Origin of the sequence: Streptococcus suis, from assembly GCF_002960625.1 — a bacterium.
GTDB lineage: Bacteria > Bacillota > Bacilli > Lactobacillales > Streptococcaceae > Streptococcus > Streptococcus suis_T.
The window spans coordinates 16,029-35,716 of the sequence record NZ_POJH01000020.1; the positions used below are offsets into that span (position 1 = coordinate 16,029).

A 19,688-nucleotide genomic window follows, 5' to 3' on the forward strand; every position below is an offset into this window, starting at 1 on the left:
TGTTCTAGGATTTGAGTGTCAATACAGCAATGACCAAGGCCAAATACATAAAGAAGGTCAGGATAAAGCTAGCTCTCCAAAATACTTTGAAAAAACGCTTATAGGAGAATTCCTTTTTCTTAAAGAGAAAGAAGGCGCACAATCCCATGGATAGTAGGGAAAGGGCTAGGAGCAGGTGTGGGAGTAGACTGCTATAGTAAATCCTGTCCGAGATAAGATAAAATTCCAGACCATAAAGTGGAAAGGCAATATCAGCAAAGTTTCGCCCGTATTTGTGTAGCTTAAAAAACTTGACGGCAATAATGGAAATTGCCAAGGTCAGAAAGATGAAAAGAACTGCAATGATTTTTATAAAGAGGATTGATTCAAACATACTTTCATTCTATAAAAAATGTGAAGAAAAGTAAACATAAAGCTTGCATTTCTTTTAAAATCATGTATAATGAAAAGGTATGTGTAAAACACATATTTGTGGGAGGTAAAAATCTGTAATTACCGCCAAAACCACAATAGGAGGATTTTTAAGATGGCTAAGAAAGTCGAAAAACTTGTAAAACTTCAGATCCCTGCTGGTAAAGCTACTCCAGCTCCACCAGTCGGACCAGCACTTGGTCAAGCAGGTATCAACATCATGGGATTCACTAAGGAATTTAACGCTCGTACAGCTGACCAAGCTGGTATGATCATTCCAGTTGTAATCTCTGTATATGAAGATAAATCATTTGATTTCATCTGTAAGACACCACCAGCTGCTGTTCTTTTGAAAAAAGCTGCAGGTGTTGAAAAAGGTTCAGGTACACCTAACAAAACGAAAGTTGCTTCAGTAACTCGTGCACAAGTACAAGAAATTGCTGAAACAAAAATGCCAGATTTGAACGCTGCTAGCTTGGAAGCTGCAATGCGTATGATCGAAGGTACTGCTCGTTCTATGGGCTTCACTGTTACTGACTAATTAGTAGCAAACCCAAGACCCGCATATCCTCATCGCTTCGATAGGTGACGTGGGAGATGAAAATCGATATGACCACATTACAAGGAGAATAAAAATGGCTAAAAAAAGCAAAAACTTACGTGCTGCTCTTGAGAAAATCGACAGCACAAAACTTTACAGCGTAGAAGAAGCTGTTGCACTTGCAAAAGAAACTAACTTCGCTAAATTTGATGCGTCAGTTGAAGTTGCTTACAACTTGAACATCGACGTTCGTAAAGCAGACCAACAAATCCGTGGTGCAATGGTATTGCCAAACGGTACTGGTAAAACTGCTCGCGTTCTTGTTTTCGCGCGTGGTGCTAAAGCAGAAGAAGCAAAGGCTGCTGGTGCAGACTTTGTTGGTGAAGATGATTTGGTTGCTAAAATCAACGGTGGTTGGTTGGACTTCGACGTTGTTATCGCAACTCCAGATATGATGGCAGTTGTTGGACGTCTTGGTCGTGTACTTGGTCCACGTAACTTGATGCCAAACCCTAAAACTGGTACAGTAACAATGGATGTTGCTAAAGCAGTTGAAGAGTCTAAAGGTGGTAAAATCACTTACCGTGCTGACAAAGCAGGTATCGTACAAGCTCTTATCGGTAAAGTATCATTTGACGCTGACAAACTTGTTGAAAACTTCAAAGCTTTCAACGAAGTAATGGTTAAAGCAAAACCAGCTACAGCTAAAGGTACTTACATGACTTCAGTTTCAATCACAACAACACAAGGTGTCGGTATCAAGGTTGATCCAAACTCACTTTAATCAATAGAAAGATTGTCTTCGGGCAATCTTTTTTTGGCTATCTTGACATACTTATGAAAATACCTTATACTGATATCAGAAAACAAGGATATAGGAGTTTCTTATGAAAAAAGCCAATCGTGAAGAATTTTACTCCCATTTATCAGCCCTTTATCAGTTGTCACCAGAAACTATTTCCCCTGTTTTGCGTGAGAAAATTGTTGAATTTGCCCAGAAACTTGACCAGTCAGACAATCTCTACTTGTTGGCGGATCAGCTTTCCGTGTATGTGAATAGGGAATTGCTTGAGCAGGCTGGAAAAGCACCAAAAGAGCTGCTTGATTTAGCTACTTATATCCAGGAATTGCAGATCAGCCATAGTTTGTATATGGCCCGTTTGGATAGCTTGTAGGAGGAACTTATGAAAAAAGCCAATCGTGAAGAATTTTACACCCATTTATCTGCCCTTTATCAATTGGCACCAGAAGTTATTTCACCGGTCTTGCGTGAGAAAGTAGTTGAATTTGCGCAGAAGCTCGACCAGTCAGATAATCTTTATTTGTTGGCTGATCAGTTATCGGTATTTGTCAATGCTGAATTGACCGGCTTGACCTGGAGAGCGCCAAAGGAGTTGGTAGAATTGGGGCGCTATATCCAGGAATTACAAGTGAACTATCGACGTTATGTACTAGGAATAGATAATTTAGAGGAAAAATGATGACAGAATACACAAAACCACTGGTTTGGAAGTGGGAAGATGAAAATGACAATCGTTCAGGCAACCGCCCAACTGCAGGTAGTCGATTTGAACAAAGATTACCCAAAGGAGAACAACCTCTCCAAGTTTATTCCTTGGGAACACCTAACGGTATTAAGGTTGCTATTATGTTGGAGGAGTTGAAAGAATTAGGTATTTCGAAAGCTGATTATGACCTCTTTCTCATCAATATCGGTCAAGGAGACCAATTTGGCTCCGATTTTGTTGCCATTAATCCAAATTCAAAAATTCCAGCTATGGTAGATTACTCTGAGAAGGAGCCGGTTCCAGTTTTTGAATCAGCCAACATTCTACTTTACCTGGCAGAAAAATTTGACGCCTTCATACCCAAAGCTTTGGCGGAACGTACAGAAGTCCTTAACTGGCTCTTCTGGCAAACTGGCGCCGCACCATTTGTTGGCGGTGGTTTTGGACATTTCTTCCATTACGCTCCGACAGCGCAGGAATATCCGATTAACCGCTATGCCATGGAAACCAAACGCCAATTAGATTTGTTGGATCAATTATTGGCGACTAGAGAATACATTGCTGGAAATGACTATACCATCGCAGATATTGCTATCTGGTCCTGGTATGGACGCTTGGTGCAAGGTCAACTCTATCCTGGTTCAGCAGAATTTCTGGATGTAGCCTCTTATCACCATTTGAATGCCTGGGTGGAGAAAATTGCAGCCCGCCCAGCCGTTCAGAAAGGCCTGGCAGTAAAATATGCTTCTATAGAAGATTAAGAACCTGTATTCACCCTTCAGTACTTCCACCTATGGCTAGATTTTTAGCTACTCAGCCTTTGTTAATATTCCCTAAAAAGCTGCCTTGATTAGCGAAAAACTAGCTCTTGTTTAAAAGTACTTCGCTTGTGAATTCTGGTTCTAAGTAACGAGGCTGGGCTCAAGCCCAGCACCACTTCTCAAAGTTAGCGTCAACATCTCAGAGCAGTGGTTGATTGGCTTTAACAGTCTGGGAGACTGTTAAAGGTAGGAGATAAGATTTGCAAAGCAAATCTCAGCAGTTCGTGTTTCACACTCCAAATCTGACCATTACGACTGTTGCGAACAAAGTTCGCTCTATTTCCAACCTCCAACAGTCACTACTCTGACTGTTGGAGCTATGCGGGGGTGGGAGTGAAACAGTCTGGGGATAGACTGTTTCAGCTCAACAACTGGAAATAAGGACTTGTTGACGAACTCTTCTTTTAATTGTTGAGTTCTGTCCCACTCCCTTTTGCTTGCTCATATTTTACAATGGTTTGATAAAAGTTTATAATAGAGGAGTTATACTCAATGAAAATCAAAAACAGACTAGCTCCAAAGGTTTGGGGAACCTTTGGAGGTTGGAGATGGGTGAACGTAGTTCGTTTCTACTTATGCAGATAGAACCCTGTTACTATTTTATTTCAAGGTAACAGGCTGAAAGGCTCCACTGGAGCCTTTCACTCATCAAATCAAGTCAACAACGTCTGATTTTGATTTTCGAAGAGTATTATCTTAAAAGAAAGAAGTTTTATCATGTCTGAACAAACAAAAACGGGCCAATCCCGTGAGCAAGAAACAATGGTGCGAGGCATGGCCTGGTTGACTGCCGGGAATTTTCTCAGTCGTTTGCTGGGTGTTGCCTATGTAATACCTTGGTATATCTGGCTGGGAGAACATCGGGCGGAGGCCAATGCCTTATTTAGCATGGGCTATCAAATTTATGCCAACTTCCTCTTGATTTCTACGGCTGGTTTGCCGACCGCCATTGCCAAACAGGTTGCCAAGTACAATGTACTAGGGAAAGAAGAAGTTTCCCTCTATCTGGTTCGGGAATTCTTTAAGCTCATGTTGGTCTTTGGTGCGGTCTTTGCCGGAGCCATGTTTATCAGTTCGCCTTGGCTAGCTGAAGCGTCAGGTTCCAAAGAAAAACTCATTCCAGTCATGTATAGTCTGGTTCCTCCCTTATTCATTTTTCCAGCTATGAGTATCCTACGTGGTTTTTTCCAAGGGCGGCACGATATGAAACCCTACGCTATCAGTCAGTTGGCTGAACAGTTGGTTCGTGTTATTTGGATTTTAGCAGCTACCTTTATTATCATGAAGCTGGGCAATGGGAACTATCTAGACGCAGTAGTACAGTCGACCTTTGCGGCCTTTGTAGGTATGCTGGCAAGTGTAGGCATTCTGGTTTACACTCTCTGGAAACAGGGCTATCTAGGAAAATTACTCCATGCCAAGAAGCAGAAAATATCGGTCAATACAGGTCAACTCATCAAAGAAACAGTCAAGGATGCCATTCCGATTATTATCTTGAGTTTGACCATCCAGTTGCTGCAATTTATTGACCAGGTTACCTTTGTCAATGTCATGGAGAAGATTACCAGCCTGACCAATTCGGAACTCTTGGAACTCTATTCCTTTATGTCTGCCAATCCCAATAAGATTACCATGATGATTATCGGGATTTCTATCAGTCTGGGCAGTGTAGCTATTCCACTCATTACTGAGAAGTTTGTAAAAAAAGATTTGAAGGCAGCTTCCAATTTGGTGGCGGATAACTTACAGTTGCTCTTTATTTTTACTATTCCAGCCATTGTTGGAACGGTCTTGTTGGCTAGACCACTCTACTCAGTCTTCTACGGTCAATCGCAGGATATTGAAATTCAGCTCTTCATTTGGAACTTGGTCATGATTTTACCTCTTGGCTTGTACTCTGTTATCAGTGTTGTCATTCAAGCAATTTTTGAAAATCGTCGAGCGATTATCTATTTTGCGATTGGGATACTGATAAAAGTGATCTTGCAGTTGCCAATGATTTATCTCTTCCAAGTTTACGGCCCCTTCCTTTCAACCCTGGTCAGTCTTACCGTCATGCTCTATTTATTCTATAAGCGTATTGACGCGGTCTTAGGTGTGGATGAAGGTTTGATTGTGAAAGATATTGTGACAATCAGCTGGATTTCCTTGGTTATGGGTGGCATTGTTTGGCTACTTGAATTGCTTCTCAATCACTTATTACCAGCTACTGGTTATCTATCGAGCTTGGTTCATTTGCTCCTTTCGGGAGGGGTGGGCGTATTCGTTTTTGTCATTTTGACCTTGAAGACACGACAGCTAGATCGTTTGATTGGCAGTCGGGCAGACTTGCTCCGTCGCAAACTAAAATTGGCTTAATAAACTCTAGGAAAATCTGGAATGGATTTTCCTTTTTTCGTGGAGATTTTTCTATAAAAAATTTTGATTTTGTGGTAGAATAGTAGGGATAAAAAAGAGGAGAGAGATGATGAAACCTAAATACGAACGTATTCTAATCAAACTATCTGGCGAGGCCTTGGCCGGTGAACGTGGTGTCGGTATTGACATCCAAACGGTTCAAGCAATGGCTAAGGAAATTCAAGAAGTAGCAGAATCAGGTGTTCAAATTGCCCTTGTTATTGGTGGTGGTAACCTTTGGCGTGGTGAACCTGCTGCTGAGGCTGGTATGGATCGTGTGCAGGCAGACTATACTGGTATGCTTGGTACGGTTATGAATGCTCTTGTAATGGCTGATTCCCTTAAACAACTTGGTGTGGATACGCGTGTGCAGACAGCAATTGCCATGCAGTCTGTGGCTGAGCCATATATTCGTGGTCGTGCCTTACGTCACCTTGAAAAAGGTCGGATTGTCATCTTCGGTGCAGGTATCGGTTCACCATACTTCTCAACAGATACAACTGCCGCTCTTCGTGCAGCAGAGATTGAAGCAGATGCAATCTTGATGGCTAAAAACGGTGTGGATGGTGTCTACAATGCCGATCCTAAGAAAGATGCAAATGCGGTTAAATTTAATGAATTAACCCACCGTGAAGTCATCAGCCGTGGCTTGAAAATCATGGATGCAACGGCCTCAACACTTTCAATGGACAATGACATTGATTTGGTTGTCTTCAACATGAATGAACCTGGAAATATCAAACGTGTTGTCTTTGGTGAACAGATTGGTACAACGGTTTCTAACTCTTCAGAAGAAAAATAATACATAAAATATAAAGAAGGAAGTCTTATGTCTAAAGAAATTATTGCTAAAGCCCAAGAGCGTATGAACCATTCTCATCAGAGTTTGGCTCGTGAGTTCAGTCACATTCGTGCTGGTCGTGCCAACGCTAGCTTGTTGGACCGTATTTCAGTAGAATACTACGGTGCGCCAACTCCCTTGAACCAGTTGGCTGGTATTACTGTTCCAGAAGCGCGTGTGCTCTTGATTACACCATTTGACAAGTCAATCTTGAAAGATATCGAGCGTGCCTTGAATGCTTCAGACCTTGGTTTGACACCACAGTCTGATGGTACAGTTATCCGTTTGGTTATTCCTGCATTGACAGAAGAAACACGTAAAAACTTGGCAAAAGATGTGAAAAAAGTGGGTGAAAACTCTAAAGTTGCTATCCGTAATATCCGTCGTGATGCCATGGATGAGGCTAAAAAAGCTGAGAAAGCCAAGGAAATCACTGAAGATGAATTGAAGACACTTGAAAAAGATATTCAAAAAGTCACTGACGATGCCATTAAGACAATCGATAAGATGACTGCCGATAAGGAAAAAGAATTGTTGGAAGTTTAATCTCTTTCCTTTCATTCCATCAAAAATCATCACGAACATGTCTAACGGAAGTGATGACCAAATAAGAAATCTAATGGGGGGAGTTAGACAAGACTTCCCCCACTTTTTAATCAGAAAGAAGAAAATCATGAATGATTTATTAGCACACTATATGGTTGGTCTTGTGACCGACCAAAATGACCAGTTTTACTTTGTTCAAAAAGAAGGACTGACCTTTGCCCTTTCAAAAGATGAGGGAGAGTTTAAACTGGGTCAATCTGTTAAGGGTTTTGCCTATACAGATATGAAACAAAAACTGCGCTTGACCACCAAGGAAGTTGAAGCAACGCGGACTAGCTTTGGTTGGGGTACTGTAACCGAGGTGCGCAAGGACTTGGGTGTCTTTGTGGACACGGGTCTTCCTGATAAGCAGGTGGTGGTTTCCTTAGATATTCTGCCTGAAATCAAGGAACTCTGGCCCAAAAAAGATGACCAGCTTTATGTTAAGTTGGATGTAGATAAGAAGGACCGCATTTGGGCTCTGCCAGCCTTTCAAGAAGATTTTCAGAAGCTGGCTGGTCCTGCTTATGATAATATGCAGAACCAAAACTTGCGAGCGATTGTCTATCGTTTGAAAATGAATGGGACTTTTGTTTACCTGCCAGACAACAATATGCTTGGATTTATCCATCCTAGTGAACGGTTTGCTGAGCCACGCTTGGGGCAGGTCTTGGAGGCGCGTGTAATTGGTTATCGGGCAGTCGACCGGACCTTGAATTTATCGCTCAAACCGCGTTCTTTTGAGATGTTGGAAAATGATGCCCAGATGATTTTGACCTATCTGGAGAGCAGTGGGGGCTTTATGACCTTGAATGACAAGTCTGCTCCGGAAGACATCAAGTCCACCTTTGGTATTTCCAAGGGTCAATTCAAAAAAGCCCTGGGTGGTTTGATGAAGGCTGGGAAGGTCAAACAAGACGAGTTTGGAACGGAGTTGATCTAAAAATGAGAGTATATATTGCAGGAAGTGGTGCCATGGGTTGCCGTTTTGGCTATCAGTTATCAAAGACAAAGCATGAAGTGATTTTGTTGGATAATTGGGATGCCCATATCGAAGCGATTCGTGAAAATGGTCTGAAGGTGACGGGAGATTTTGATGATGTCGTCCAGCTCCCTATTATGAAGCCGACTGAGGCGACGGAAGTTGCTGACCTGATCATCCTCCTAACCAAGGCGGACCAGTTGCCAAAAATGTTGCAGGATATTAAGGGGATCATTGGTGAAAAGACTAAGGTTCTTAGCCTCTTGAATGGACTTGGACATGCGACCACCATGCGCCGTTATGTGCCTGATGAGAGTATTATGGTCGGTGTAACGATTTGGTTGGCTGGTCTTAAGGGGCCTGGTCATGTGCATTTGCAGGGTCCTGGTTCTATCTCTGTGCAGAATATGGTTGGTGATGGTCAGTCAGTAGAAGGGATTGTTGACATGTTTAATGAAGCTGGTCTAAATGCGACCTATGATGACCACGTTATCAATGCTATTTGGCAAAAGGCCTGTGTCAATGGCACCATGAATCCGACTTGTACAATCTTGAATTGCACCATTGGAGAACTCTTTGGAACAGAGGGCGGGCTAAATTTGGTGCAAGGAATTTTCAAGGAATTCATCGCCGTTGCCAAATCAGAAACCGATGGAATTGATGAAGAGGCTATTTGGAAATATATCATTGATGCTTCTAAAAAAGCATCTAATCACTATCCATCTATGCATCAGGATTTGGTGCAAAATGGTCGTAAGACTGAAATTGATTACCTGAATGGCGCTGTTGTTTTTAAAGGCAAACGTGCAGGTATTCCAACTCCTTATTGCCAAATGATTACAGAGATGGTTCATGCCAAGGAAGCTATGCTTGGGTTGAGATAGGAGCTTGTCAGGTTGATTGAAGTGGAAACGATAGAAGAGTACATGGCCGCCCTGCCAGACAATCGCAGAGAGGCAGTTGAAAGGCTTCATCAGGTGATTGTGGAGTATTTGCCTGCTGGTTTTGAGGTCGGTGTGCTGGGTGGGATGATCAATTATTACGTCCCTCTGTCAGCCTATCCAAATGGTTATCATTGTACACCTGGAGAACCCTTACCTTTCTTGGCCTTGGCCTCACAAAAGGCTCATATTGCCCTCTATCATATGGGAATTTATATGGATAAGGAATTGAATGACTGGTTTGTAGAAAAGTATCAGGAACAGGTTCCGACCAAATTGGATATGGGTAAATCCTGCGTTCGCATGAAAAATCCCAAGAATATTCCTTATGAATTGATTGGCCAATTGGTGAGTAAGATGTCTATGGAGCGCTATATTACCCTCTACGAAGAAAATCATATTAGAAAGTAAGAGTTGTGAGAAGAAGTTTTTATTCTTGGTTGATGACCCAACGCAATCCTAAGAGCAATGAGCCTGTTGCGATTTTAGCAGATTATGCTTTTGAGGAAGTTGATTTTCCTAAGCAATCAGATAATTTTGATGAGGTCAGTCGTTTTTTGGAAGAATCTGCTAGCTTTGCTTTTTCCATGTCAGACTTTGATGCCATTTGGGAAGAGTATTTGGGACATTGATGATGTGAATATGTGAGAGTAGTTGTAAAAGTACACTACTCTTTTTTGAAAAATAGCTTAAAAATGAACAAGAATATTTTTTCAAGCCATATACTTGCATTTTTCGGGGGGGGGGGTAAAATAAATATTCAGGATGAACTTCGTCCTGGTATAGCTGCTAATATTTTGTAGGGGATAATGTCGTTACTTATATACAAAAGAGGCAGTTAAACAACTGGAAACCAAACTTTCCTTCCTTTCTTTATTATTCTACACCCCCAGATAGAAATTTTAAGTTTGGTCTTTCTCAAACAGTGAATATCGCCATGTTCACTGTTTTTCTTTTACATCGAAAATTCAGTTGTTGGAAAATTTTGGTATAATAATAGAAAAGCTACCAAAGGAGAAGTTTCTTGCAAGAACATTCGATTGATATTCACCTAAAACACCCAGATGATTTGTTTAGTCTTTTTGGTTCTAATGAACGCCATTTGCGATTGATGGAACAGGAATTGGGCGTGGTCATCCATGCACGAACAGAAAAAGTCCAAGTGATTGGGCAAGAAGACCATGTAGAACAGGCCCGTCTTGTTATCCAGTCCCTTCTTGTCTTAGTCAATCGTGGTCTAGTCATCAATACGCCAGATGTGGTCACGGCTATTTCCATGGTTAAAAATGATGAGATTGAGAAATTCGTCGCTCTCTATGAAGAAGAAATTATTAAGGACAACTACGGCAAACCCATTCGCGTAAAGACCCTTGGTCAAAAACTCTATGTGGATAGCGTAAAGCGTCATGACATCGTGTTTGGAATTGGACCAGCTGGTACAGGGAAGACCTTCTTGGCGGTTACTCTTGCGGTAACAGCCCTCAAGCGGGGACAGGTCAAGCGCATTGTCCTGACCCGTCCTGCGGTAGAAGCAGGCGAAAGTTTAGGATTCTTGCCAGGGGACTTAAAAGAAAAAGTAGACCCCTATTTGCGGCCTGTCTATGATGCCCTCTACCAGATTTTGGGTAAGGAACAGACCACGCGCCTAATGGAGCGGGAGATTATCGAGATTGCACCGCTGGCCTATATGCGGGGTCGGACCTTGGAAGATGCCTTTGTCATCTTGGATGAGGCACAAAATACCACTATTATGCAGATGAAGATGTTCTTGACCCGTCTGGGCTTTAATTCCAAGATGATTGTCAATGGGGATATTAGCCAGATTGACCTGCCACGCAAGGTTAAGTCAGGCCTGATTGATGCGACGGAGAAGTTGAGCAACATTCCACAGATTGATTTCGTGCATTTTTCAGCCAAGGACGTGGTTCGTCACCCAGTTGTTGCCCAGATTATCAATGCCTACGAGCAGGAGGCTCTGGCTGCGGATGGTCGGGCAAGTTTTGAAAGTATAGGGCAACCAAGTCGGAGTGAAGAGGATGAAGATTAGGTGCATTAACAGAATATTCATTGGTTGATACAAAAAACCTGCCTGGTTCAATCTGAACTAGGCAGGTTTTCTTGTCATCTAAAAAAAGGATTGAAATTTTTCTCATGTCCAACGCTGGTATTTTGACCATGACCTGGATGGACAGTGTAGTGGTTTGGCAGGGTGAAAATGTGTTCTCGGATACCCGCAATTAGGTCATCGAAGTTACTGGTTGGTAGGTCTGTACGTCCAATCGTTTCACGGAAGAGAGCATCTCCAGTGACAACAGCTTCCGCTTCTGGAAAGATAAAGGATACGCCACCGATGGAGTGACCTGGTGTTGGCACAACCTTGAAATGAAAACCGTCAAACTGATAGTCTTCTTGGTATTGGAAGATGTTTTCGGCAGGTCGGCAGACCACATTTTCCATATCATCGTGACGAGGTAGGCCAGATAGGTTCATCTCAGGTGTATAGAGCCAGCTAGCCTCGCTTTCAGCTACATAGACAGGTGGGAAATGATAGCTCTCGCGCAGGATGTCTAAGCTCATAATATGGTCGTAGTGGGTGTGGGTCAGGAGAATGGCCGCAATTGGTTTACCTATTTTTTCAATAGTGGCTTGGATTTTAGCCCAGTCGCTTCCTGGGTCGACGATAAGTAGGTGGCTATCATTTTCAATATAGTAGGTATTTTGAAAGGCAACAGGATTGACAGATTTGTGGATAATCATCATATTTCTCCTCACAGAAACGGTTTTTATACAAGTAGTCTAACAAAAAAATCCAGTGAATTCATGGATTTTGTTTGAGGCTTTTTCCTGACGGTCGATTGTGCTATAATGAACAGTATGAAAGATACGCGAACAAGCAATCGGTATGCCGTTGTCGATTTGGAAGCAACAGGTACAGGTGCCGATGCAAAAATTATTCAAATCGGGATTGTTCTGATTGAAAACGGAGAAATCATTGACAGCTATGCGACGGACATCAATCCCTACGAGCTACTTGATGACCATATTAAAAATTTGACGGGCATCACAGACCAGCAGTTGGAACAGGCTCCCGATTTTGGTCAGGTAGCTGGAACAATTTATGACATGATTGGAGATGCCATTTTTGTAGCCCATAATGTCAAATTTGATGCCAATCTCTTGGCAGAAGCTCTTTTCTTCGAAGGTTATGAACTGCTGACGCCGCGCGTGGATACGGTGGAATTGGCACAATTATTTTTCCCGACTTTTGACAAATACAGTCTGGGCAATCTAGCAGAGCATTTGGACTTGGGTCTGGACCAGGCCCACACGGCTATTTCAGATGCTCTGGCAACGGCTCGACTTCTTATCAAAATTCAAGAGAAAATCAAGAGTTTACCTCGAACTGTTGTTGAAAAAATTCTTGATTTAGCGGATAATCTGCTCTTTGAATCCCGTCTGGTCATTGATGAACTGGTGCCTTACCTGTCCGAAGCGATTTCGACCAGTTTAGAAAGTGTTCACGGCTTGGTTTTGAGAAAGCCAGTCAAAGCCCAGCCAGCCTATCATCTGTCAGAAGATTTTGCGACCAATATTGCCCTTCTAGGTCTACACGAACGTAAAAAACAAACGGCCTTTGCTCAACTGGTTGAAAAACGACTGGCTGATGTGGAACAAGTGCATTTTATACAGGCTCAGGCAGGCTTGGGCAAGACCTACGGTTATCTGCTGCCCTTGCTTGCCAGGTCAGAAAATCCTCTCTTGGTAACGGTGCCGACCAAGCTCCTTCAAGAGCAGATTATGGAAAACGAGGGGGACAAGCTGAGAGAGATTTTCCATATTTCCATGGCTTCCCTCAAGTCGCCCAAGCATTTTATTAAATTGGATAGTTTTTGGAAAACCTTGCAGCGACAAGACGACAATCGCTTGGTCAATCAATTTAAGATGCAGGTCCTTATCTGGCTGACAGAAACTCGAACAGGCGATATGGACGAACTCAAGCAGAAACAACGCTACCAAGCCTACTTTGATGAGATTGCCCATGATGGAAACTTGGAGCCTACCAGTCTTTTCTGGGGCTGGGATTTTTGGCAAGGATTGAACCAGCAAGCCCTATCCAGCAGGTTGCTCATTACCAATCATGCCTATTTCCTCAGTCATCTCAAGGACCAAGATCCCCTGATGGACAATCGTTTGGTGGTCATCGACGAGGCTCAGAAATTCCTCTTGGCTGCCGAAAATCTGGCGACGGCTTCTCAGGATTTAACAGTTTCCTTGCAGTTACTGCAGAGCAAAAAAGACAAGGCGGATAAGGTTCTAGACCAACGTCTTTATGAGTCCTGTCAATTTGAGCTCAACCACCTCTTGAATCGTTTTCGTCAGTATGGTCAAAGGGAAATAGCAAAAGAAGACTTAGGTCAACTCAAGCAGAATTTGGCTGAATTACAGGACATTGACCTGCAGGACCTGGCTCAACTCCTAGACTATTATGACAGTTTTTGGCTGGAAGAAAAGTATCTTGAGGACAAGCGAATTGCTTATTTGCGAGGCTCCAAGGACAGCCTCTTGAATGTGGCCAACTATCTACCAGATACCAAGATTTTCTGTATCAGCGCCACCTTGACCATCAGCAAAAAGGTCAGTCTGGCCGACCTACTGGGCTTTGAGCAGGTCACCATGGACTTGCTTCCCACACAAGCAGTGACCAACCAGCAGCTACTCTTTCCGACCAATCTCCCTGACATACTCTCTTGTTCAAAAGAAGAGCACGCAGCCTATTTGGTGCATTCCTTAGGGAAAATAGCAGAGCTGGGCAGACCGATTTTGGTCTTATTCACCTCTATTTCCCTGCTCTTACAAGTGTCGGATTTACTAGAAGACAATAACATTCCTCACCTAGCCCAACATAAGCATGGACAGGAAATGACCCTCAAACGCAAATTTGAACGTGGGGAAAGCCAGATTTTACTGGGAACAGGAGTATTCTGGGAGGGAGTTGACTTTGCCAGCCAGGACCAATTGATTCAGGTCATTACAAGACTGCCATTCGATAATCCCAAGGACCGTTTTGTCCAGAAAATCAATCACCATCTGCGTGAAGAAGGGAAAAATCCATTTTATGATTACAGCCTGCCTATGATGATGATTAAATTAAAACAGGCCATCGGACGTACCAATCGGCATGACAAACAAGATTCTGTGGTCTTAGTATTGGATCCTCGCATTCATACCAAGCGATATGGACAACAAATCCTCTCCTTCTTTGAGGAAGAGTATCAAGTTTTAAGTATGAATGAGAAGGAAATAGAAGGGCTTGTTCAGTATTTTTTTGAAGAAGTATAAGGGAGCAACAAGGCTTCCTTTTCTTTTAGTGTTTGAAAATATTATATTTTGTCATACTCCTCATCATTAGGAATGCTTTCCTCCGCTCCATACTACATACCAGTGATTTTCTTTATGATTAAAATATGGTATAATTTTCCAAATATTAGTTTTTGTGAGAAGAGATTATGACAGAAAAAACGATTGTTTTTAAAGTAGGGACCAGCTCTCTGACCCAAGAAAATGGCAGTTTGGACCGCATTAAGATTGCTCGGATTACCAATCAGCTAGCTCAGTTGCACCAGAAGGGTTACCAGATTGTGCTAGTAACATCTGGTTCGATTGCTGCTGGTTTTCGGAGATTGGGATTTGACAAACGACCGACCAAGATTGCGGAGAAGCAGGCTTCTGCGGCTGTGGGTCAGGGATTGCTGATTGAGGAATACACGCAGAACCTGATGAAAGATGGGATTGTGTCAGCTCAAATCTTGTTGACCCAGGATGATTTTGCGGATGCCAGACGTTATCAGAATGCCTCTCAGGCCTTGCAGGTCTTGCTCAAACAACGTGCTATTCCTATTATCAACGAAAATGACACCATTGCCATTGAGGAGATTAAGGTGGGGGACAATGATACCCTGTCTGCCCAGGTGGCTTCCCTCTTGAAAGCGGACCTCTTGGTGCTCTTGACAGATGTGGATGGCCTTTACACGGCCAATCCTAATAGCGATCCCAATGCCAAACATTTGCCAGAGATTAAGGAAATTACGGAAGACTTGTTTGCCATGGCAGCAGGAGCTGGCTCGTCCAACGGAACGGGAGGCATGACCACCAAATTGCAGGCGGCACAGATTGCTACCAAGTCGGGTGTACCTGTCTTTATCTGCTCGTCCAAGGAGGATACGGCTCTTCTACAAGCAGTCACCCAAGCCAACCGTGGGACCCTCTTTTTAGCAGATGACCATGCCATGAACCAACGCAAGCAGTGGATGGCTTTCTACGCTCGGACAGATGCAGCAGTTGAGGTGGATGCTGGTGCGGTTGAAGCCATGTTGCACCAAGGACGCAGTTTGTTAGCTGCTGGTGTCAAAGCCCTAGAAGGCGACTTTGAAGTAGGACAGGTCGTGGAAGTTTACAGTCAAGCAGACCACCGTTTGATTGGTAAAGGGCGGGTTAAACTCTCGTCCCGGGACTTGCAGGACCAGTTGGCAAATGGCAGAGCGGAAGGTGTGTTGATTCACCGCAACGATTGGGTTAGCTTATAGTCGTTCAGTTTATCTTTTATTACTTCGACGCATGAGGAAACTTCGTTTCCTTATTTCCAACTTCAAACACTCCACCGGATTGTTTGAACTCGCTTTGCCGTACTTGGTAGAAGTAACTTGCTTCGCAAGTGCAATCTCCAACCTTGTACAGTCACTCGACTGTACAAGCAGCCTGCAGCTTTTGGTGCGAACATCATTCGCTTTATTTCTGACCTCCAACAGTCTATTCTTAGACTGTTGGAGCAAATACTAAAAGCAAACTGAAAGACTAAATAGGAGAAAAATATGACAACAACACAAGCATTATTAGACAGTTTATTGGTCCATAAGGCCTCTATCAACCTGGCAACAACCGAACAAAAAAACCAGGCCCTATCAGCCATGGCAGACCAGTTGGTTGCCCAAACTGAGGCCATCCTAGCAGGCAATGCCATCGACATGGAACATGCCCAAGGCAAGATTAGCCAAGTCATGCAGGACAGATTACTCCTGACAACAGAGCGGATTGAAGCAATGGCTGATGGTATTCGTGCCTTAATAGCCTTACCAGATCCAGTTGGTTTGACCTTGGAAGAATACACTCGGGCAGATGGGTTGAAGATTAGTAAGAAGTCTATTCCCTTTGGCTTGGTAGGAATGATTTACGAAAGTCGTCCCAATGTGACTTCAGATGCCGCTGCCTTGGCCATCAAAAGTGGCAACGCAGTTATCTTGCGTGGAGGAAAGGAAGCCTTTCATTCAGCTCAAGCTATTGTCACAGCCCTCAAAGCTGGTTTGGAAGAAGTTGGCCTATCACCTAAGGTCATCGAACTAGTCCAAGATACCAGCCGAACCTCTGCGACAGAGTTGATGACGGCAAAAGGCAAGATTGACCTCTTGGTGCCTCGCGGTGGTGCAGGGCTCATTCAAGCTGTTGTGGAAAATGCGACAGTTCCTGTCATCGAAACAGGTACGGGTATCTGCCATGTCTATGTAGATAAGGATGCGGACTTGGACAAGGCCGTTCAGATTGTGGTCAATGCCAAAACCAGTCGTCCATCTGTCTGCAATGCGGCGGAAGTTTTATTGGTTCATGAAGAAATTGCCAGCCAATTCCTACCTCGTCTTGAGGAAGCTCTTTCTGGTCGGGTGGAGTTGCGTGCTGACAGTCAGGCTCAGGCTCTTCTCAACCAATCTACACCGGCAGGCGAACAAGATTTCGATACTGAATTTCTGGACTATGTCATGGCGGTCAAGGTCGTTTCAAGTGTAGAAGAGGCTATCAGCCATATCGCCCAGCATTCAACAGGACATAGCGAGGCCATTGTGACGGAAAACAGCCAGACAGCAGATTATTTCACACTCTATGTGGATTCGGCGGCTGTTTATGTCAATGCCTCGACCCGCTTCACAGACGGTGGCGAGTTCGGTCTGGGTTGTGAGCTGGGTATTTCCACCCAGAAGATGCACGCCCGTGGTCCAATGGGCCTGCGTGAGATGACCACCTACAAGTACATCATCACAGGCGACGGCCACATTCGTTAGGAGGATAGGATGAAGATTGGATTTATCGGACTGGGCAACATGGGAGCGGCATTGGCTCATGCAGTCAGTCAGCAGCCAGATACCCAGCTCCTCCTCAGCAATCATAACCCAGCAAAAGCCCAGGCTCTACAAGCTCAGCTGGGCGGTCAGCTCTTGTCTAATGGACAAATAGCAGAGCAGGCCGAGGTCATTTTCCTTGGGGTCAAGCCTCACCTGATTCAGTCAGTCTTGTCAGGCTTACAGGACCAGATTAGCCAGAATTCGTCAGCTATCTGGATTTCTATGGCAGCGGGTGTGACCCTTGACAGCCTGGCAGAATTTGTATCGGCAGACAAGATCATTCGTATCATGCCCAATACACCGGTTGCTATCGGCCAAGGCATGACAACCTATAGCCTGGTCAATCAAAATCTCGCTCCGCTATTGGAACAAATTCTAGAAAAATCAGGTAAGGTCCAGCAGGTGCCAGAGAGCCTGATTGACGCAGCAACGGCTATCGCAGGCTGCGGACCGGCCTTTGTCTATCAGATGATTGAGGCTTTGACAGATGCCGGTGTGCAGAACGGGCTGACGGCTCAGGATGCCAAGGTTTTGGCGGCCCAAACTCTGGCAGGCACCGCCCAGATGGTCTTGAATAGTGACAAGCACCCAGCCCAGCTCCGACAGGAAGTGACCTCGCCAGGAGGCTCGACCATCGCAGGAGTTGTGGCTCTTGAAAAAGAAGGTTTCCGCTATGCCATTATCAAGGCAGTCGCCGCCGCCCTCAAAAAGACTAGAAAATTGGGTAAAAAATAGATTTGATATAGAAAATTTTTGGTTGCAACGTATTTTTCAGTCTTTTAGTTTACTTTTAGTACTAGGCAACGAGCTGTAGGCTGTACTGAAGTACGGCAAAGCGAGTTAACGACGTAATAAAAGAAAAACTAAATGACGATAAGACCGATGGAAACGGTTGGCGGTTACGATATACTATAGTCAATCCTAAATATTTTCATAATCTCCTTAAAAACTTGGCTATTTTGGTCAAGTTTTTTTGGTGAGAAAGTACAAAAAAACAGGACTTTTAATCCCGTTTTGTTTTTTCTTTGATCCATTGACTGACATTGGAAAAGGTTTTGCTTTGCTCTGCCTTGCGTTTTTGTTCCTGGACAAACTCTGCAAAACTCTGCTTGACGCCATCCTTTTGAACCTTGTCCTGCAAGTCTTGCCATTTCTTCTTAAGGTTGCTAGAAGTCCGTTCGTAGTAGGTTTCCAAAATCTCTTCTTTGGACTTGTAATTGCGGTAGAAGGCATTGCGTGACACACCAGCCTTTCTGACCAACTCGGATACCGAAATCTGTTTGATGTCCTTTTTTTCTAGGAGAAATAGCAGAGCTGTTTCGATGGATTCTTTGGTCAGTTGATTGGTTTCTTTATTGGATTGATAGAGATTTTTTAAAGAAGTTGGTGAAATCTTACGTTCTGCCATAGCTTTCCTTTCCTGACTGTTACATCTGAAAGAAAATGCTTTCAGAAGGACTAGTTTAATGATATAATTGTAAGGAAATAGTCTGCTATTGTCAAATAAAAAAGTAACACTAGAAATGAGTAGAACATGAAAAAATGGAAAATCGTTGCAGATTCAGGCTGTGATTATCGTCAGTTAAATAACCTTGCCCCTGATACAGAATTTGTCAGTGTGCCCTTGACCATTCAGATTGGTGCAGACACCTTTGTTGACCGGGCTGACTTGGACATTGACAAGATGATGGAGGTGATGTATGCCTCTTCTGAAGCTGCTAGTTCTGCCTGTCCAAGTCCACAGGCCTATCAGACAGCATTTGAGGGAGCGGAAAATGTTGTTGTTATAACCTTGACAGGTGGTTTGTCAGGTAGTTTCAATGCTGCTCGTGTGGCGCGTGATATGTTTGTCGAGGAACATCCTGAAGTCAATATCCATCTCATTGATAGCCTTTCAGCTGGCGGGGAAATGGATTTGATTGTGGATGAAATCAATCGTCTGATTGCTACTGGATTGGAGTTTGATGAGCTTGTACAAGCCATCACCACCTACCAAGAAAACAGCAAATTGCTCTTTGTACTTGCCAAGGTTGATAATTTGGTCAAAAATGGCCGTCTCAGCAAGCTTGTCGGAACAGTCGTTGGTCTTCTAAACATCCGTATGGTTGGGGAAGCAAGCAGCGAGGGCAAGCTAGAATTGCTCCAGAAAGCGCGTGGCCATAAGAAATCTGTCACTGCTGCTTTTGAGGAGATGAAAAAAGCTGGCTACAATGGAGGTCGTATCGTCATGGCCCACCGCAACAATGCTAAATTCTTCCAACAATTTTCAGACTTGGTCAAAACCCAATTTGCTAATGCAACCATTGAAGAAGTAGCTACATCAGGCCTTTGCTCCTTCTATGCTGAAGAAGGTGGTCTTTTGATGGGCTATGAAATAAATTCAAAAACATACTAAGATTAGTAGTGAGGAAATCTCCGACGGGAGAAAGTACTCACTACTTTTTCTTTATGATAAAGTAGAGGTGTCTTGTTAAGTCGTAGGGCTTTTTGACT

The 19,688-nt window shown here is 43.6% G+C and carries 21 protein-coding genes; 18 read left to right on the forward strand and 3 right to left on the reverse strand.

Annotation, left to right across the window (positions count from 1 at the left end; all coding sequences use genetic code 11):
- Positions 1-4: 4 nt before the first annotated feature.
- On the reverse strand, positions 5-373 hold the full coding sequence (locus tag C1G49_RS03350) for a DUF3397 domain-containing protein (protein WP_105124608.1): 369 nt from the start codon (positions 371-373) through the stop codon (positions 5-7).
- Between the two features lie 153 nt (positions 374-526).
- Here C1G49_RS03350 and rplK point away from each other — a divergent pair, with 153 nt between their 5' ends.
- From rplK to C1G49_RS03420, 13 genes are all read left to right on the forward strand, one after another.
- Positions 527-952, forward strand: coding sequence for a 50S ribosomal protein L11 (rplK, locus tag C1G49_RS03355; RefSeq protein WP_105118180.1), 426 nt, complete (start codon positions 527-529; stop codon positions 950-952).
- Between the two features lie 94 nt (positions 953-1,046).
- Positions 1,047-1,736 carry a 50S ribosomal protein L1 gene (gene rplA / locus C1G49_RS03360; protein ID WP_105114539.1) on the forward strand — a complete coding sequence of 230 codons (690 nt, stop codon included), beginning with the start codon at positions 1,047-1,049 and terminating at the stop codon, positions 1,734-1,736.
- 103 nt (positions 1,737-1,839) lie between these two features.
- Positions 1,840-2,127, forward strand: coding sequence for a bacteriocin immunity protein (locus tag C1G49_RS03365; RefSeq protein WP_105114538.1), 288 nt, complete (start codon positions 1,840-1,842; stop codon positions 2,125-2,127).
- Positions 2,128-2,136: 9 nt separating this feature from the next.
- Positions 2,137-2,433, forward strand: a complete 297-nt coding sequence (locus C1G49_RS03370) for a hypothetical protein (protein WP_105124609.1) — start codon at positions 2,137-2,139, stop codon at positions 2,431-2,433.
- Complete coding sequence (gene yghU / locus C1G49_RS03375) at positions 2,433-3,221, forward strand: glutathione-dependent disulfide-bond oxidoreductase (RefSeq protein ID WP_105124610.1); 789 nt, start codon at positions 2,433-2,435, stop codon at positions 3,219-3,221. Before C1G49_RS03370 ends, yghU begins: the two co-directional genes overlap by 1 nt.
- Positions 3,222-3,998: 777 nt before the next feature.
- Positions 3,999-5,639 (forward strand): putative polysaccharide biosynthesis protein, encoded by a 1,641-nt coding sequence (locus tag C1G49_RS03385; protein ID WP_105124611.1) that lies wholly within the window; start codon positions 3,999-4,001, stop codon positions 5,637-5,639.
- Between the two features lie 106 nt (positions 5,640-5,745).
- Positions 5,746-6,480: a UMP kinase gene (gene pyrH, locus C1G49_RS03390; protein WP_161942074.1), complete on the forward strand. Its 735-nt coding sequence runs from the start codon at positions 5,746-5,748 to the stop codon at positions 6,478-6,480.
- A 27-nt stretch (positions 6,481-6,507) separates the two neighbouring features.
- Complete coding sequence (frr, locus tag C1G49_RS03395) at positions 6,508-7,065, forward strand: ribosome recycling factor (RefSeq protein WP_105124612.1); 558 nt, start codon at positions 6,508-6,510, stop codon at positions 7,063-7,065.
- A gap of 127 nt (positions 7,066-7,192) precedes the next feature.
- Positions 7,193-8,047: an RNA-binding virulence regulatory protein CvfB gene (cvfB, locus tag C1G49_RS03400; protein ID WP_105124613.1), complete on the forward strand. Its 855-nt coding sequence runs from the start codon at positions 7,193-7,195 to the stop codon at positions 8,045-8,047.
- 2 nt (positions 8,048-8,049) lie between these two features.
- Positions 8,050-8,970 (forward strand): 2-dehydropantoate 2-reductase, encoded by a 921-nt coding sequence (locus C1G49_RS03405; RefSeq protein WP_105124614.1) that lies wholly within the window; start codon positions 8,050-8,052, stop codon positions 8,968-8,970.
- A gap of 42 nt (positions 8,971-9,012) precedes the next feature.
- Positions 9,013-9,438, forward strand: a complete 426-nt coding sequence (locus C1G49_RS03410; protein WP_105124624.1) for a DUF1801 domain-containing protein — start codon at positions 9,013-9,015, stop codon at positions 9,436-9,438.
- Between the two features lie 5 nt (positions 9,439-9,443).
- Positions 9,444-9,659: a YozE family protein gene (locus tag C1G49_RS03415; protein ID WP_105124615.1), complete on the forward strand. Its 216-nt coding sequence runs from the start codon at positions 9,444-9,446 to the stop codon at positions 9,657-9,659.
- Positions 9,660-10,051: 392 nt separating this feature from the next.
- Positions 10,052-11,074 (forward strand): PhoH family protein, encoded by a 1,023-nt coding sequence (locus tag C1G49_RS03420; protein ID WP_105124616.1) that lies wholly within the window; start codon positions 10,052-10,054, stop codon positions 11,072-11,074.
- Positions 11,075-11,148: 74 nt separating this feature from the next.
- Here the strand turns inward: C1G49_RS03420 and C1G49_RS03425 are convergent, their stop codons facing one another.
- On the reverse strand, positions 11,149-11,784 hold the full coding sequence (locus C1G49_RS03425) for an MBL fold metallo-hydrolase (RefSeq protein ID WP_105124617.1): 636 nt from the start codon (positions 11,782-11,784) through the stop codon (positions 11,149-11,151).
- Positions 11,785-11,892: 108 nt separating this feature from the next.
- On the opposite strand from C1G49_RS03425, the gene C1G49_RS03430 reads away from it, so the two are divergent.
- The 4 genes from C1G49_RS03430 (at position 11,893) to proC (ending at position 17,930) form a co-directional block, all read left to right on the forward strand.
- Entirely contained in the window at positions 11,893-14,367 is a 2,475-nt protein-coding gene (locus C1G49_RS03430) for a bifunctional DnaQ family exonuclease/ATP-dependent helicase (RefSeq protein ID WP_105124618.1), read from the forward strand.
- Positions 14,368-14,534: 167 nt separating this feature from the next.
- On the forward strand, positions 14,535-15,611 hold the full coding sequence (gene proB / locus C1G49_RS03435; RefSeq protein ID WP_105124619.1) for a glutamate 5-kinase: 1,077 nt from the start codon (positions 14,535-14,537) through the stop codon (positions 15,609-15,611).
- A gap of 285 nt (positions 15,612-15,896) precedes the next feature.
- The gene (locus tag C1G49_RS03445; protein ID WP_105124621.1) at positions 15,897-17,135 is read left to right on the forward strand and encodes a glutamate-5-semialdehyde dehydrogenase; all 1,239 of its coding nucleotides are present in this window, start codon (positions 15,897-15,899) and stop codon (positions 17,133-17,135) included.
- Between the two features lie 9 nt (positions 17,136-17,144).
- Positions 17,145-17,930, forward strand: coding sequence for a pyrroline-5-carboxylate reductase (proC, locus tag C1G49_RS03450; RefSeq protein ID WP_105124622.1), 786 nt, complete (start codon positions 17,145-17,147; stop codon positions 17,928-17,930).
- A gap of 268 nt (positions 17,931-18,198) precedes the next feature.
- Here the strand turns inward: proC and C1G49_RS11500 are convergent, their stop codons facing one another.
- Positions 18,199-18,603, reverse strand: coding sequence for a TetR/AcrR family transcriptional regulator (locus C1G49_RS11500; protein ID WP_105113426.1), 405 nt, complete (start codon positions 18,601-18,603; stop codon positions 18,199-18,201).
- A gap of 126 nt (positions 18,604-18,729) precedes the next feature.
- Between C1G49_RS11500 and C1G49_RS03460 the strand changes: the two genes are divergently transcribed.
- Positions 18,730-19,590: a DegV family protein gene (locus C1G49_RS03460; RefSeq protein ID WP_105124623.1), complete on the forward strand. Its 861-nt coding sequence runs from the start codon at positions 18,730-18,732 to the stop codon at positions 19,588-19,590.
- Positions 19,591-19,688: the final 98 nt, after the last annotated feature.

Bases quoted from the DNA above. Each gene is read 5' to 3' on its own strand.
- C1G49_RS03350 (WP_105124608.1), bottom strand. From the start codon at position 373: ATGTTTGAATCAATCCTCTTTATAAAAATCATTGCAGTTCTTTTCATC.
- rplK (WP_105118180.1), top strand. From the start codon at position 527: ATGGCTAAGAAAGTCGAAAAACTTGTAAAACTTCAGATCCCTGCTGGT.
- rplA (WP_105114539.1), top strand. From the start codon at position 1,047: ATGGCTAAAAAAAGCAAAAACTTACGTGCTGCTCTTGAGAAAATCGAC.
- C1G49_RS03365 (WP_105114538.1), top strand. From the start codon at position 1,840: ATGAAAAAAGCCAATCGTGAAGAATTTTACTCCCATTTATCAGCCCTT.
- C1G49_RS03370 (WP_105124609.1), top strand. From the start codon at position 2,137: ATGAAAAAAGCCAATCGTGAAGAATTTTACACCCATTTATCTGCCCTT.
- yghU (WP_105124610.1), top strand. From the start codon at position 2,433: ATGACAGAATACACAAAACCACTGGTTTGGAAGTGGGAAGATGAAAAT.
- C1G49_RS03385 (WP_105124611.1), top strand. From the start codon at position 3,999: ATGTCTGAACAAACAAAAACGGGCCAATCCCGTGAGCAAGAAACAATG.
- pyrH (WP_161942074.1), top strand. From the start codon at position 5,746: ATGATGAAACCTAAATACGAACGTATTCTAATCAAACTATCTGGCGAG.
- frr (WP_105124612.1), top strand. From the start codon at position 6,508: ATGTCTAAAGAAATTATTGCTAAAGCCCAAGAGCGTATGAACCATTCT.
- cvfB (WP_105124613.1), top strand. From the start codon at position 7,193: ATGAATGATTTATTAGCACACTATATGGTTGGTCTTGTGACCGACCAA.
- C1G49_RS03405 (WP_105124614.1), top strand. From the start codon at position 8,050: ATGAGAGTATATATTGCAGGAAGTGGTGCCATGGGTTGCCGTTTTGGC.
- C1G49_RS03410 (WP_105124624.1), top strand. From the start codon at position 9,013: ATGGCCGCCCTGCCAGACAATCGCAGAGAGGCAGTTGAAAGGCTTCAT.
- C1G49_RS03425 (WP_105124617.1), bottom strand. From the start codon at position 11,784: ATGATTATCCACAAATCTGTCAATCCTGTTGCCTTTCAAAATACCTAC.
- C1G49_RS03430 (WP_105124618.1), top strand. From the start codon at position 11,893: ATGAACAGTATGAAAGATACGCGAACAAGCAATCGGTATGCCGTTGTC.
- proB (WP_105124619.1), top strand. From the start codon at position 14,535: ATGACAGAAAAAACGATTGTTTTTAAAGTAGGGACCAGCTCTCTGACC.
- C1G49_RS03445 (WP_105124621.1), top strand. From the start codon at position 15,897: ATGACAACAACACAAGCATTATTAGACAGTTTATTGGTCCATAAGGCC.
- proC (WP_105124622.1), top strand. From the start codon at position 17,145: ATGAAGATTGGATTTATCGGACTGGGCAACATGGGAGCGGCATTGGCT.
- C1G49_RS11500 (WP_105113426.1), bottom strand. From the start codon at position 18,603: ATGGCAGAACGTAAGATTTCACCAACTTCTTTAAAAAATCTCTATCAA.
- C1G49_RS03460 (WP_105124623.1), top strand. From the start codon at position 18,730: ATGAAAAAATGGAAAATCGTTGCAGATTCAGGCTGTGATTATCGTCAG.